Origin of the sequence: Streptomyces liliifuscus (assembly GCF_016598615.1) — a bacterium.
Taxonomy (GTDB): domain Bacteria; phylum Actinomycetota; class Actinomycetes; order Streptomycetales; family Streptomycetaceae; genus Streptomyces; species Streptomyces liliifuscus.
The window spans coordinates 9,127,717-9,142,003 of the sequence record NZ_CP066831.1 but is presented as its reverse complement, the minus strand read 5'-3'; the positions used below and the strand labels follow the sequence as shown (position 1 = coordinate 9,142,003).

General features: G+C 72.3%; 12 protein-coding genes. 4 read left to right on the top strand and 8 right to left on the bottom strand.

From position 1 onward, the window contains the following. Window positions 1–109: 109 nt before the first annotated feature. Window positions 110–1,546 carry a GNAT family N-acetyltransferase gene (locus JEQ17_RS39495; protein WP_234048532.1) on the top strand — a complete coding sequence of 479 codons (1,437 nt, stop codon included), beginning with the start codon at window positions 110–112 and terminating at the stop codon, window positions 1,544–1,546. 259 nt (window positions 1,547–1,805) lie between these two features. Here the strand turns inward: JEQ17_RS39495 and JEQ17_RS39490 are convergent, their stop codons facing one another. Further along, complete coding sequence (locus JEQ17_RS39490) at window positions 1,806–3,227, bottom strand: trans-sulfuration enzyme family protein (protein WP_234048531.1); 1,422 nt, start codon at window positions 3,225–3,227, stop codon at window positions 1,806–1,808. 42 nt (window positions 3,228–3,269) lie between these two features. Between JEQ17_RS39490 and JEQ17_RS39485 the strand changes: the two genes are divergently transcribed. Both JEQ17_RS39485 and JEQ17_RS39480 read left to right on the top strand, forming a co-directional pair. Continuing rightward, window positions 3,270–3,776 carry an Lrp/AsnC family transcriptional regulator gene (locus JEQ17_RS39485; protein ID WP_200399715.1) on the top strand — a complete coding sequence of 169 codons (507 nt, stop codon included), beginning with the start codon at window positions 3,270–3,272 and terminating at the stop codon, window positions 3,774–3,776. Window positions 3,777–3,860: 84 nt separating this feature from the next. Then, entirely contained in the window at window positions 3,861–5,552 is a 1,692-nt protein-coding gene (locus JEQ17_RS39480; protein WP_200399714.1) for a DUF885 domain-containing protein, read from the top strand. Between the two features lie 116 nt (window positions 5,553–5,668). On the opposite strand, the gene JEQ17_RS39475 is transcribed toward JEQ17_RS39480, so the two are convergent. The 3 genes from JEQ17_RS39475 to JEQ17_RS39465 all read right to left on the bottom strand — a co-directional run bounded on the left by JEQ17_RS39475 (window position 5,669) and on the right by JEQ17_RS39465 (window position 8,113). After that, a complete protein-coding gene (locus JEQ17_RS39475) occupies window positions 5,669–6,517 on the bottom strand; it encodes an SDR family oxidoreductase (protein WP_200399713.1) in 849 nt (282 codons plus the stop codon). Window positions 6,518–6,941: 424 nt separating this feature from the next. Beyond that, window positions 6,942–7,457: an immunity 21 family protein gene (locus JEQ17_RS39470; RefSeq protein ID WP_200399712.1), complete on the bottom strand. Its 516-nt coding sequence runs from the start codon at window positions 7,455–7,457 to the stop codon at window positions 6,942–6,944. Window positions 7,458–7,567: 110 nt separating this feature from the next. After that, on the bottom strand, window positions 7,568–8,113 hold the full coding sequence (locus tag JEQ17_RS39465) for a rhodanese-like domain-containing protein (RefSeq protein ID WP_234048530.1): 546 nt from the start codon (window positions 8,111–8,113) through the stop codon (window positions 7,568–7,570). A gap of 187 nt (window positions 8,114–8,300) precedes the next feature. Here JEQ17_RS39465 and JEQ17_RS39460 point away from each other — a divergent pair, with 187 nt between their 5' ends. After that, window positions 8,301–8,747, top strand: coding sequence for an Lrp/AsnC family transcriptional regulator (locus JEQ17_RS39460; protein WP_200399711.1), 447 nt, complete (start codon window positions 8,301–8,303; stop codon window positions 8,745–8,747). A 56-nt stretch (window positions 8,748–8,803) separates the two neighbouring features. Here the strand turns inward: JEQ17_RS39460 and JEQ17_RS39455 are convergent, their stop codons facing one another. The 4 genes from JEQ17_RS39455 to JEQ17_RS39440 all read right to left on the bottom strand — a co-directional run bounded on the left by JEQ17_RS39455 (window position 8,804) and on the right by JEQ17_RS39440 (window position 14,205). Then, complete coding sequence (locus tag JEQ17_RS39455; RefSeq protein WP_200399710.1) at window positions 8,804–11,797, bottom strand: AAA family ATPase; 2,994 nt, start codon at window positions 11,795–11,797, stop codon at window positions 8,804–8,806. Further along, on the bottom strand, window positions 11,794–11,940 hold the full coding sequence (locus JEQ17_RS39450) for a hypothetical protein (protein ID WP_200399709.1): 147 nt from the start codon (window positions 11,938–11,940) through the stop codon (window positions 11,794–11,796). The genes JEQ17_RS39455 and JEQ17_RS39450 overlap by 4 nt, the downstream gene beginning before the upstream one ends. Then, a complete protein-coding gene (locus tag JEQ17_RS39445) occupies window positions 11,937–13,100 on the bottom strand; it encodes an exonuclease SbcCD subunit D (RefSeq protein ID WP_200399708.1) in 1,164 nt (387 codons plus the stop codon). The genes JEQ17_RS39450 and JEQ17_RS39445 overlap by 4 nt, the downstream gene beginning before the upstream one ends. A gap of 139 nt (window positions 13,101–13,239) precedes the next feature. Further along, window positions 13,240–14,205 (bottom strand): GNAT family N-acetyltransferase, encoded by a 966-nt coding sequence (locus tag JEQ17_RS39440; protein WP_200399707.1) that lies wholly within the window; start codon window positions 14,203–14,205, stop codon window positions 13,240–13,242. Between the last annotated feature and the right edge of the window lie 82 nt (window positions 14,206–14,287).

Below are 14,287 nucleotides of genomic sequence, written 5' to 3'. Positions count from 1 at the left end.
GGTCGTAAAAAATGCAACAAAGAGGGCAGAAGCACACTTAACCGATCAGTCACAAAGCGTTCGTGATCACGCAACACACATCCTTCACAGTGACTGTATGACTCAAGACATGTCTCAAGTGACGCGTGCGAAAAACGGTCGGCCGGTCCACCACTGGCGCAGGGATCTCGTCGAACTGGCCGCGCTGTTCACGGCGGTGGCGGTGGCGGACGCCGTGGCGAACCTCATCGGGCACGGCCCCGACGGACCCACCCTCCTCCTCGTCTCGGCGGTCGTGCTGGTCGCCACGGCGGGATTCCACACATGGTGGTCACGCCGCCACGGTCATGCACCTCCGACAGGCGATACCGGCTCCCGGCCGGCCGCCACCGCGCGGAAGGCCGGGACGTCCGAAGCGGACGCGACCGCACCCGAGGCCGTCGCCGGGGAGACCGTGCTGTGGCGGATGCGGACCACCGTTCGCGACGAGCCGGGATCGCTGGCGTCGCTGTGCGCGGCGCTGGCGGGACAGCGGGTCGACATCCTCAGCCTCCAGACGCATCCGCTGACCGAGGGCACCGTGGACGAGTTCCTGCTGCGTGTTCCCGCTCAGGTCTCGGCCGCCGACGTCACCCGGGCGGTGTCGCACGCGGGCGGCGCAGGCACCTGGATCGAGCGGGCCGACGCCCACGACCTGGTGGACGCGCCCACCCGGGTACTGGGCCTGGCCACCCGCACGGCCCTGGACGCGGCCGAACTACCATTGGCACTGCGGCAGTTGCTGGGGCGGTGCACGATCCGGTCGCTGCCCGCCGGGTCGGTGCGCGGTGATCGCGTGGACGAAGCGGCGCCCGTCGAGGGGGCACTTGAGGACACCGTGATGCGGCTGCGTGCCCCGGAAGGCGGAGTGATCACTGTGGAGCGGCCGTATCTGCCGTTCACGCCCACCGAGTTCGCGCGGGCACGGGCGCTGGTCGAGCTGGACGCCCGGCTCGGTCCGCGCGTCCCGCGCAGCCAGGACGTACTGACACTGCCGCAGGGCAACGACATCACCGTGCGCCGTGCCGACGCCGGTGACGTCGACGCCGCGAAGGCCATGCACGAGCGGTGCTCGTCGCGCACGCTGAGCATGCGTTACCACGGGCCGGTCGGCGACGCCGACAAGTACCTCAACCACTTGCTCAGCCCCCGTTTCGGGCGCACTCTCGCCGTGCAGACCGCGTCGGGGCGCATCGTCGGGCTCGGGCATCTCCTCTGGGACGGCGACGAGACGGAGATCGCGCTGCTCGTCGAGGACGACTGGCAGCGGCGCGGTATCGGCAGCGAACTGCTCGGCCGCCTGGTGGCGATGGCCGTCGAGGCCGGCTGCGAGAGCGTGTACGCCGTCACGCAGTCGTCCAACACCGGCATGGTCGCCGCGATGCGCGGCCTGGACCTCCCCCTCGACTACCAGATCGAGGAAGGCACGCTCGTCATCACGGCCCGCCTCGACGTGGCACCGGTGAGTTCGCGACCGCCGTACGACGAGGTGCAGCAGCACCAGCCGGAACACTCGGTGCGGGACTGACCGACTCCGCGCGGGACTGACTCCGTACGGGACTGACGAAGAGGCGAGCGATCTCCTCGTCAGTCCCCGCCACGGCTCGGCACGCGACAGCCAGCCGTGCGCGCTACCTCCGGGCACGCAACGGCCAGGCGCGCGGCGCCTCGTCGCGATACAGATCGCCGCGAATGCAGATCGCCCCGTGCAGATCATCCCGCGACGGCGGCAGGCCCGGCGAAGCTCGCCGGGCCTGCCGCTGTTCCCGCCGTTCCCGCCGGACCCGTCACCCGCGGCCCAACGCTCCGTCCAGATCCCGCCAAAGATCCTCGACGTCCTCCAGCCCCACCGACAGCCGTAGCAGCCGGTCGCTCACCCCGCTGTGGCGCCGGTCCTCCGCGTCCACGATGCGGTGGCTGATCGAGGCCGGATGCTGGATCAGCGTGTCGACACTGCCGAGGCTCACCGCCGGGGTGATGAGGCGGACGGCGGCTATCACCTCGTGCGGATCTCCGTGGATCTCGAAGGCGATCATGGCGCCGCCGAGCCGCGGATAGTGGACCCGGGCGACACGCGGGTCGGCGGCAAGGCGCCGGGCCAGTTCGGCGGCGTTCGCGGAGGCGGCACGCACGCGCACGGGCAGCGTCGACAGCCCGCGCAGCAGCAGATAGCCGGCGAGCGGATGCAGCACACCCCCGGTGGCGAAGCGGACCTGCCGAAGCCGCCCGGCGAACTCCTCGTCGCAGGCCACCACCCCCGCCATCACGTCACCGTGCCCGCCCAGGTACTTGGTGGCGCTGTGCAGCACGAGCCGCGCGCCCTGTTCGGCGGGGCGTTGCAGCACCGGTGTGGCGAAGGTGTTGTCGGCGAGCAGCGGAACGCTTCCGCAGGCGTGGGCGATCGCCCGCAGATCGAGTTCGGCGAGCGTCGGGTTGGCGGGCGACTCGACCAGTACGAGTCCGGTGTCCGGTCGCAGGGCATCCGCGATGCCCGCCGGGTCGACCCACGTCACCTCGGACCCGAGCAGCCCGGCCGTGAGCAGGTGGTCGCTGCAGCCGTACAGGGGGCGTACGGCCACGACATGGCGCAGACCCATGGCGTTCCGTACGAGCAGCACGGCGCTCAGCGCGGCCATGCCGCTCGCGAACGCGACGGCGCTCTCGGTGCCCTCCAGACGGGCGAGGGCGGTCTCGAAGCGGGCGACGGTCGGATTGCCGAGGCGGCCGTAGACCGGCGGGCCCTCCGGCTCGGCCCCGTCCGTGGCGAAGGCGTCGATACGGGCCGCCTCGCCCCGGCTGTCGTACGAGGGATAGGTCGTGGACAGATCGATCGGTACGGCGTGCAGCCCCTGCCGGGCGAGATCGTCCCGCCCGGCGTGCACGGCCTCGGTGGCCAGCGCGCGCAAGCCTCCGGTGGCCGGGCTCCCCAATACTCCGGAAGCCGATCCCCGCACAGCGCCGGAAGCCGATCCTCGCGCGCCTCCGGTGGCCGGGCCCCTCACGGATTCGGTGGCCTGGCCCCGCCGGCCCTGGATGGCCTGGCCCCGCACGGCGCCGGTCTCCTTCGCCCCGAGCGCCGCGTCCCTGGCCGACGTCCCCTCTCTCTCCGTCGTCTCCCCGGCCGTCGTGGCCCGGCCCGCTCCCTCTACGTCGTCACACGTGTCGCGTACATCAACGCTGCCGAAGTCCATGGACAGCAGCCTGAACACCGAACGGATGATGGACGCGGAAGTCCGTGTTACGTTCGGGCCATGGCTGAATCCGTCGTACTGGACCCGGTGGATCTTCATCTTCTGCGGTTGCTGCAGAACGACGCCCGGGCCACCTACCGCGACCTCGCCGCACAGGTGGGTGTCGCGCCCTCGACCTGCCTGGACCGGGTGGCCCGTCTGCGCCGGGCGGGCATCATCCTGGGCCATCAACTGCGGCTCGATCCGGCCAAGCTGGGGCGTGGCCTGGAGGCGTTGCTGTCCGTGCAGGTCAGGCCGCACCGGCGGGAGTTGGTCGGGCCGTTCGTGGAGCGGATCAGGGCGCTGCCCGAGTCCCGGACCGTGTTCCACCTCACCGGGCCCGACGACTATCTCGTCCATGTGGCCGTCGCGGACATGACGGACCTGCAGCGGCTGGTCCTCGACGGCTTCACCGCACACCGCGAGGTGGCCCGCGTCGAGACCCGGTTGATCTTCCAGCAGTGGGACTGCGGGCCCCTGCTGCCGCCCGAGCCCGCGGGGATCACGCCCACGGCGAAATCGGGCTGACATCGGCCAGGAATCGGACCGACGCGGCACACGGCGCGGTAAACCGGGCTGACGCGGCGCCGGTCATCGTATGAGGATGGCCGCATGTCACAGACGAAGAACCCGCTGCCCCGCGAGGTCGCCGACACCTACGTCGACGAGCTCATCGCCCTCGACCCGGTCACCGGTACGTATCTCGGAGTGAAGGAGAGTTCGGGCTCGTTGCCCGACACCTCGCCCGCCGGCCAGGACGCGCTCGCGGCCCTCGCGCGGGCCACACTGGCGCGGCTCGACGAGGCGGAGCGGCAGCCCGGCGCGGACAGTGACATCGAGCGCCGCTGCGCACGCCTGCTCCGCGAGCGGCTCACCGCCGAACTCGGTGTGCACGAGGCCGAGGAGGGCCTGCGGGCCGTCGGCAACATGAGCACGGCCGCGCACGCGGTGCGCGAGGTGTTCACCGTGACGCCCACGGACACGGACGAGGACTGGGCCGCGATCGCCCGCCGGCTGCGTGCCGTTCCGACGGCCCTCGACGGCTACCGCGAGTCCCTCTCCCTCGGCCTTGAGCGCAAGCTGTACGCGGGCCCGCGCCCCACCGCGACGTTCATCGAGCAGCTCACGGAGTGGTCGGACACCGACGGTTCGGGCCGCGGCTGGTTCGAGGACTTCGCCTCGGCCGGCCCCGAGACCCTGCGCGCCGAACTCGACGAGGCCGCCGGAGCGGCGACCGCCGCCGTCGTCGCGCTGCGCGACTGGATGCGCGACGTCTACGCGCCCGCGATCGAGGGCGCGCCGAACACCGTGGGCCGCGAGCGGTACGCGCGCTGGTCGCGCTACTTCAACGGTACGGATCTCGACCTGGACGAGGCGTACGAGTACGGCTGGGCCGAGTACCACCGGCTCCTCGCCGAGATGAAGAAGGAGGCCGAGAAGGTCCTGCCCGGCGCCGAGACCCCGTGGGTCGCGCTGGCGCACCTGGACGAGCACGGCAGGCACATCGAGGGCGTCGACGAGGTCCGCGAGTGGCTGCAGAGCCTGATGGACCAGGCGATCGAGGAACTGGACGGCACGCACTTCGAACTCGCCGAGCGGGTACGGAAGGTGGAGTCCCGCATCGCCCCGCCGGGCAGCGCCGCGGCCCCCTACTACACGGCACCGTCGGAGGACTTCTCACGCCCCGGCCGTACGTGGCTGCCGACGATGGGGCAGACCCGCTTCCCGGTGTACGACCTGGTCTCGACCTGGTACCACGAGGGCGTCCCCGGCCATCACCTCCAGCTCGCGCAGTGGGCGCACGTCGCGGGAGACCTTTCCCGCTACCAGGCCACCGTGGGCGGCGTCAGCGCGAACGCCGAGGGCTGGGCGCTCTACGCGGAGCGGCTGATGGACGAACTCGGCTATCTCAAGGACGCGGAGGAACGCCTCGGCTATCTGGACGCCCAGATGATGCGCGCGGCCCGCGTCATCGTCGACATCGGCATGCACCTGGAGCTGGAGATCCCGGCGGATTCGCCCTTCCACCCGGGCGAGCGCTGGACTCCCGAGCTGGCGGAGGAGTTCTTCGGCGCGCACAGCAGCCGCCCGGCGGACTTCGTGGAGAGCGAGCTGACCCGCTACCTCTCCATCCCCGGCCAGGCGATCGGCTACAAGCTCGGCGAGCGCGCCTGGTTGCTGGGCCGTGAGAACGCGAGGAAGCGCCACGGCGACGCGTTCGACGCGAAGGCCTGGCACATGGCGGCCCTGTCCCAGGGTTCACTGGGCCTGGACGACCTGGTGGACGAGCTGTCCCGGCTCTGATCGGCCACCGCGACGGCGACCGGGCCCGGCAGCGCAGTCGAGTGCGTTGCCGGGCCCGGTCGCCGGACCGAATGTCGACGGACCGCACGCCGACCAACCACAGCTCGACGAACGCCTCAGCGCCGGAACCCGCCCTCCGAGTCGATCACCTGCCCGGTGACCCACTCGGCCTCGTCCGTCGCGAGCCAGGCGATGAGCCGCGCGGGATCGTCCGGCATTCCCCAGCGCCCGGCAGGGAACATCGCGGCGATGGCGGCGTACTCGTCGCCCGTCATGTAGTCCGTGTCGACGGGGCCGGGGTTCACGGCGTTCACGGTCACCGCGTGCTCGGCGAGCGTGGTCGCCAGCGAGCGGGTGACCGAGGCGAGGGCGCCCTTCTGAAGGGCGTACGCGATCTCGCCCGGCATGCCGCCCGCGATGTCCTGACCCGACGTCATCATCACCACACGCCCACCCGCCGTACGCGGTGGGAGAGCGGCGCGCAGCCGGGCGTAGGCCTGGACGAGGAGGATCACGGAACGGGTGTCGACGGCCCAGTGCGCGTCGAGCATCGCGGCGTCGATCGTGTCGAGCGGGCCGTCCGAGCCGCTCAGCGCGTGGTTGGCGACGAGGATGTCGATCCGTCCGCCGAGCGCGTCGGCGGCCGTGGCTATCAGCTCGGCCGGGCCCGTCGGGTCGGAGAGGTCGCCCGGCCCGCCGACGACCAGCGCCCCGGGGTCGGCGAGTGCCTCGCGGATCCCGGCGACCACCTCTTCGGGGCGGTCCGCACCCCAGGGCATGTCGGCGTCGTGCGGTACGTGGTGATGCGCGTACACACTCGCTCCGTACGCGGCCAGCCGTCGGGCCACGGCGTAGCCGATCCCTCCACGTCGGCTGGCACCGGTGACCAGGGCGGCACGGCCACGCAGCGGGAGGGGGTCGCGGCGCAGCGCTTCGGGTGTGGGGGAAGGGAGTTGGGGTGGCATGGCGGACCATGATGGGCGGTGCCGGTGCGCACCACATGTCATTTTCGACGGCGGGCGGGGCGGTCCGGTACGCGCGGACGCCGTGATTCGGCTGACGCGGGCTGGACGGTTGGGCTGGCGTGGGCCGAGCGGTCCGGCCGACGCGGGCCAAGCGGTCCGGCCGACGCGGGCCGAGCGGTTCACCTCGCTTCAGCGGCTTCGGGCGGGCCGCCGGGCACGGGGGCCGGGACACCATGCCTGGTCCCGGCCCACCCCTCGGCCGGGGTATCGCGCCCGCCCGTTGCCTGCCCCTCCCCGTCCCCCGCTCCTCGGCCGAGGCAGGTCGCAGGCCCGCCCTCGATCACGGGGCGAGGCCATCCATCACCGGGCGAGGCCCGGTGTCATTGCTTGAGGCCATGCGTCGCCGCCTGCCCGAGGCCACGCGTCACTGTCCGAGCGGCCTAATCTGCACCAGCCCGATCCACGTCTCGGGCCCCGGCTCGGCATTCGCCGCCCGGACCACGTACCGCCCCGGCGCAAGTTCGATCCGCAGGTGCCCCGTCTTCGTGGACTCCTCCCCCGGCCATGCCGCGTCGAACAGGACGACTGGCCCGGGGATCTCCCACCGCACCTCCCGCTCCCACGCCGCGCCCGCGAGGGCGGCCGGCACCCCGGCCAGCAGCTCGCGCTCGGACTCCCCGGCACACCACCGTACGAAGGTGCCGTGCTCCGGCAGATACGCCGTCGCGGCGGGGTCGTCGCCGAGGACGAGGGCGGTGGTGTTGCCGACGGGCAGCAGGCCGACGAGGCCCTCCACCTCACACGCCCTGTCGTAGTCGGAGGCGAACTCGTCGCCGTCGGCCCCCGTCCAGAACGGCAGCACCACTTCCGGTATCGCTATGAGCGGTCCACCGCCCGACTCCACCCACTCGACCGAACTGGGACCCGCGTAACTCGCCATGCCCAGAAGTTACATGGCGCGGCGACCCAGAATTGACGATTCCTTTGCACTCCGGGCGAGGTGATACACGACTGAGTCCGTACGACGTCTCGACGGTGGCGGTAGGGCGGTCAGCAGCCGCAGTCCTCCGCGCCGACCGGAGCGGTCAACGGGTCGGCGTCGCGCCGCTCGCGGCCCTCCCAGGTCTCGAACTCGAAGCCCTCGCGCGCCCAGTACTCGAACCCGCCGAGCATCTCCTTGACCTGGAAGCCGAGTTCGGCGAGAGCGAGCGCGGCACGGGTCGCGCCATTGCAGCCCGGACCCCAGCAGTACGTGACCACCGGCACGGCCCTGTCGAGGAGTTGCTCCGCCTGATCGGGGATGAGCGCGGTGGGCAGGTGGATCGCGCCGGGCACATGCCCCTGGTCCCAGGACTCCGTGGAGCGGGAGTCGAGGACGACGAAGCCGGGGTCGCCGTCCCCCGCCAGCGCGGCGGCGACGTCGGACACGTCGGCGTGGAAGGCGAGGCTCGCACCGAAGTAGGCGGCAGCCTCGGCGGGAGACGCCGGGGCGACTCGCAGAACGGGGTTCACGGCGATGGTGCCGCCTGTGCGACTGCGGGCCGTGGTGGTGCTGGTCGCGGTGGTACCGCCTGCGGTGGTGCTGGTCACGGTCATGTTCCGGCTTTCCCTCCCGGTCCCGCCGACACCGTCGCCGTCGTACAACGGTCTATCCGGTGCCTTCTCTGCGCCGTCCGCGCGGGACTCCCTGACCAGAAATCTACGGCGGATGATCCGCTTCCTGAAGGAGTGATCCACGGCCCTGCCCTTGATCCGCCGGGGATTCCCCTGCTATCCATCGAGCATGACCGCGTATTCCCCGGACGCCACCGACTGGCGCATTCTCGAAGTCCTCCAGCGCGAGGGCCGGGCCAGTTTCGCCGAGCTGGCCCGTGCCGTCTCGATGTCCGCGAGCGCGGTCACCGAACGAGTGCGCCGCCTGGAGGAGGCCGGCGTCATCCAGGGCTACGCGGCGGTCGTGGCCCCGGAGAGCCTGGGTTTGACGGTCATGGCCTTCGTGCGGCTGCGCTATCCGAACGGCAACTACAAGCCGTTCCACGACCTCGTCGCCGCGACCCCCGAGATCCTGGAGGCGCACCACGTCACGGGCGACGACTGCTTCGTCATCAAGGTCGCGACGCGCTCGATGAGCCATCTGGAGGAGGTCTCGGGCAAGATCGGCACACTCGGCTCGGTGACGACGAGCGTCGTGTACTCGTCACCCCTGCCGCGGCGCCCCGTCGGCCGCTGAAAGCGACGACCATGCCACCCACAGACCGACAGACCGACAGTCACGCGAACGAGCGGTCAGCCGCCCCCGCCCCCTTGCCGGAGAACCGACCCCGACCGCCCCTTCACCACCTCCAGTTGCGCGTGGATCCGTCGACGCAGATCGGCGACATGGCTGACGATGCCGACGCTGCGGTCCCGCTCCCGCAGTGAGTCCAGGACGTCGAGGACCTCGTCGAGGGTCTGGTCGTCGAGGCTGCCGAAGCCCTCGTCGATGAAGAGGGTGTCGAGGCGTACGCCCCCGGCCTCGTCGGTGACCACGTCGGCGAGGCCAAGTGCGAGGGCGAGCGAGGCGAAGAACGTCTCGCCTCCGGAGAGGGTCGCCGTGTCGCGCTCGCGGCCGGTCCAGGCGTCGACGACATGCAGGCCGAGGCCGCTGCGGCCCCGCCCGGCCCGGTCGTCGGAGTGGACGAGGGTGTAGCGCCCGGAGGACATGCGCTGGAGGCGGGTGGTCGCGGCGGCCGCGACCTGTTCCAGTCGGGCGGCGAGGACGTACGACTCCAGGCGCATCTTGCGTTCGTTGTCCGCGGACGTGCCGGCCGCGAGCGTGGCGAGGCGGGCCACACGGTCGTACTCCTCGCGCAGCGGCCCCAGCCGGCGCACGGAACCGCCCGCCCGGTGGGTCAGCCGGTCGAGTTCCGTGCAGCGGCGGCGGGCCGCGTCACGGGCGGAGCCCGCCTCGCGCACCCGTCGGCCGGCGGCGGACGCGGCCTGCTCGGCCGCTTGGAGGTCGGCGGGCGGCTGCCCGGCGGCGGCCGTCGTCTCGGCCTCGGCGAGCACCGCGCGGACCGCCGCTTCTTCCTGCTGCCAGGCGTCGAGCCGGTGCTGGAGGTCGCGATGGGCCGCGTCGTCGAGGAGGGCGGCCGCGGCGGCCGACGGTGTGTCGAACCCGGCGCGGAAGGCCGCGTCGGCGAGTCGCGCGTCGGCGTCCTTCAGCCGCTGGGCGGTGTCCGCCGCGACACGTGCGGCGTCCGCGGCCTCGGTGAGCAGCGCGACCTGCCGCTCCAGCTGCGCGGCCCGCGCGGCGACGCTGCCCGCCGAACCCCGAGCCTGCGTCAACTCCCCCTCCAGGGAGGCTCGTTCGCGATCAAGGGCATCCCGCAGCGAGGCACGGGACGCGACCCGGCGAGCGGCCTCCTGCTGGGCGGCGAGTCGCCGTTCGCGTTCGCGCTCGGCCTGTTCCAGGGCTTCACGGGCCGCGTGCAGTCCGGAAGCGGCACTGTGCGCCTCGGCGTGTCGTCGCTCCAACTCCTCGGCCAGTTCGGCGAGTTGCCCGGTGGGCAGGTCTCCCGCCTCGGCCGTCGCGGCGGCCAGCGCCTCGCGGACGACCCCGAGCCGCCGCTCCTCCTCGGTGAGCTGCTCATCGGCGCGCTGGTAGGCGGCCAGGGCTGTCTCCTCGACCTGCCGGCCGACATGTCCGTCGACCTTCCGGGCGGGCGCCGGGTGCTCGGTGGCACCGCAGACGGCGCACGCCTCGCCATCCACCAGCCCCGCGGCGAGCTCCGCGGCGATGCCCTTCAGGCGCTGCTCCTTGAGGTCCAGCCAGTGGGCGCGCGCGTCGCCGGCGCGCTCGCGTGCGGCCAGCACGCGCGCGTGGGCCTCGTCCGTGTCCCCGGCGAGCTGGTCGCGCATCCTGGCTGCGGCGAGTCTCGCCTGCGCGGGCTCGCGCTGGACGGCGAGCTGCTCGGCACGGGTGGCGGCCTCCTGGGCCTCCTCGATACGCGTCTGCAGGTCCGCCCGGGTCGCTTCCCACTCGGCGAGCCAGGTCCCGGCATCGTGCAGCATGTCCTCGTCGGCGCGCTCCTGCCGGTCCAACACCTGGCGTTCGTCGGTGAGTTCGGTGATCCGGTACTCGGCGCGGCGGGCCGACTCCAGCCCGCCCAACTCCTCGGCGGCCTTCCGCGCGGCGGCCGCGAGGCCCGTCGCCCCCGCGTCGGCGAAGGACTCCGACAGGAGGGCACGCGTGCGCGCCTCCGTACCGGCCGCCCGCCGGTGCTCGGCCTCCGTCGCGTCCCGCAGCCCGAGCGCGGGCGCCACCGCCTCGGCCTTTCGGGCACGCTCCATACGCGCCTGGGCCTCCCGGTGGGCCCCGGACCGCTCCTCCAGCCGGGCGGCCCGCTCCCGCGCCTCGCCGAACCGCCGCTGGAGCCGCGCCACTTCCCGTACGTCCTCCAGTACGTGATTCGCGGCGGCCTGGGCCGACTCGGCGGCCGCCTGCGCACAGTGGGCGACCGTGAACCTCTCGCGGGCCGTGCTCCTGGCGATCGCCGCCCACTCCAGTACGGATTCGGCGAGGCCGGGGTCGCCCGGCGACAGGTCGGGCAGCGGCAGCTCGACGATGTCACCGGCCGCCTGCTGCATGCGGTGGCCGTCGGCCAGCAACTCCGCGTCCCCCGCTCGTACTTGGGTCTCGGCGGCGCGTCGGAGTTCGGCCAGACGCTGTTCGACGGCGGCGAAGCGGCGGGTGTCGAAGAGCCGGCCGAGCAGCTTGCCGCGGGCTTCGGCGTCGGCCCGCAGGAATCGCGCGAAGTCGCCCTGGGGCAGCAGCACGACCTGGCAGAACTGCTCGCGGCTCATGCCGAGCAGCTGGGTGATCTCCTCGCCGATCTCCTGGTGGGAGCGGCTGAGGTCCTTCCAGGAGCCCGCCGACGCGTCGTACTCGCGCAGCCAGCTCTGTGCCTTCTCGGTCGTCGTACCCGCGCCGCGCTTCTTGGGGCGCTCCCAGGGCGGCTGCCGGGTGAGCTCCAACCGGCGTCCGGCCACGGTGAGTTCGAGGGTCACCTCGGTGCGGGTGGCGGCCAGGGCGTGGTCGCTGCGCAGGGAGCCGCCCTGGCGGGCGCCCGGTACGGATCCGTAGAGCGCGAAGCAGACGGCGTCGAGGACGGATGTCTTGCCCGCGCCCGTCGGACCGTGCAGCAGGAAGAGCCCGGTGGCCGACAGGTCGTCGAAGTCGACCTCCTGGGCGCCGCCGAACGGCCCGAAGGCGGTGATGTGCAGCCGGTGCAGCCTCATCGGGCCCCCGCCTCCTCGATGTGCGGGTCGTACGTGTTCACCAGGTTCCCCGTGGGGCCCGCCTCGCCGACCGGCTCACGCTGCGCCTTCACCGGGCGCCGCGTGGCTCCCGATCCGTCGGCCGGCTCGTACGGTGGCTTCACCGGGCGACCTCACGGACCGTGTCGTCGGCGCGGACGGCGTCGAACACGTCCTGGAGCACGGCCTGTTCGCGCGCGTCGGGTCCGGCGCCGCGCACATGGGCCACGAAGTCCTCCGCGATCTCCTGGTCACTGCGGCCGGCCAGCCGCCGGGCGTACGAGACGTCGGGGTCGTCCGGCGTCCGCTCGGGCTCGAAGACGAGGCTGAGCGTGTGTGGGAAGCGCTCGCTGAGCCGCGCCATGGGGTCGGCCGGGCGCACCGGGTCGGTGAGAGTCGCCTCGACCCACGCCTCCTCGTGCCGGGCGAGGTCCGGGTCGGCGAGCAGGTCCTCCAGGTATCCCCGGATACGGGCGAGGGCGCGCGGCACCGGGCAGTCCAGGCGCTCGGCCGCGACCGAGCCGTCGGCTCCCAGGTCGACCAGCCACATGGTCTTGCGGTGGTCGGTCTCCGAGAAGGAGTACGGCAGCGGCGATCCCGAGTAGCGCACGCGCTCGGTGATGGTCTGGCTGCCGTGCAGATGTCCGAGCGCGGCGTAGTCGACGCCGTCGAAGATCCCGGCCGGGACGGAGGCGACCCCGCCGATCGTGATGTCCCGCTCGCTGTCGCTGGCCTCGCCGCCGGTGACGAAGGCATGGGCGAGGACGACGGAACGGGTGCCCGGCTCTCGGGTGGCGAGGTCGTCGCGGACCCGGTCCATGGCTGCGGCGAGCACGGCCTCGTGGCCCGCCTTCTCCACGCCGAACTCGTCCTTGACCAGCGCCGGTTCCAGATACGGGAGTCCGTAGAAGGCCACCTCGCCGAACTCGTCCTTCAGGACCACCGGTGTGCCGCACCCCGAGGCGTCGGTCCGCAGATGGATGCCCGCGCGGTCGATGAGTCCGGCGCCGACGCCGAGGCGGCGTGCCGAGTCGTGGTTTCCGGAGATCATCACCGTGGGCACGCCGAGGTCGGCCAGCCGGTGCAGGGCTTCGTCGAAGAGCTCGACCGCGGCCAGCGGGGGCACCGCCCGGTCGTACACGTCCCCCGACACGACCACCGCGTCCACGTCGCGCTCGCGCACGGTCGTGACGAGGTGGCCGATGAACCCGGCCTGGGCCCCGAGCATGTTCACCCGGTGGAACGCCCGGCCCAGATGCCAGTCGGAAGTGTGCAGAATTCTCAAGACACTGCTCCGACCTGCATGTTTCCCCCTACTTCGCCCCTGGACTCAGCATCGGACCAGCACGGTCCTCGCTCTCAGCACCGACCACGCTAACGCCTGTCAGTACCTGATCCATCACAGACCTCGAACCGACCCACCGCTACAGCGGCCGTACGTACCCGATCCAGGTGTGCCGGGTGCGGAAACCGCACCGCTCGTACAGGCCCAGGGCGCCGGTGGCGTTGGCGCTGTCCACATTGAGGCCGGCCCGGCGACAGCCCTGCTCCTGAGCGGCCCGCAGGCAGGTGGTGAGCAGCGCGGTGGCCACGCCGGTGCCGCGCCAGGCCGGCCGGGTGCCGAGCCTGTCGATCCAGCACTCGCGGACGCCGGTCATCGCGGTCTCGGCGTCGTACTCGTGGCTGAGGAGGTAGCCGGCGACCTCGTTCCCGTCCAGTGCCAGAAAGGACGCGTCGGGCCGGAACGACCGGGCGCCGGTGCTCTGGTGACGCCACCGGTCCGGGGTGCTCGGGGTGTGTCCCCAGTGGTCGAGGAACGCCTCGTTGTGTGCCAGCCGGGTCGCGTCGTCGTACGCCTCGGTGAAGGACACCACGCGCAGTCCGCCCGCCGGGATCGTCGCCGGGATCGGGTCGTCGTCCAGCGGCCGACTCATGTCGAAGAACCAGCGCCGCGCCTCGAACCCGGCTTGCTTGTACAGGTCGCCCTTGGTGGTGTTCGGTGCGTGGAGTTGGATGTGCGCCTCGCCCGGCAGGTCAGGGAACCGCTCGCGATGCTGCCGCGTCGCCCGGGTCACCAGCCAGTTCACCAGGTCGGTGCCGATGCCTCGGCCGCGCGCGTCGGGTCGCACCGCCCCCTCGACGTACACCCGGTGCACGTCGGTCGCGTCGGGCAGCCCCATCGCCTTGGCGTAGCCGATGAGCTCGCCTTCGGACCACACGCCCACGGAATCGCGGGCCAGTTCCACGTGTGGGTTGCCCAGTTCCTCGGCGAGGTCCTCGGCGTCGTAGTGCTCGTCGGTGCCGTCGGCCGCCTCCACCGCGGCGAACAGCTCGGCCAGGGCCGGGGCGTCGTCCAGCACCAGTGGCCGCCAGGCCGGCGTCGCATTCATGGACGGCACGATAGGCGTCACCGGAGCCGCACACACCTCAGTTTCCGCGCGGCGGATTTCAAGAGCACACGGCAGACCGCGG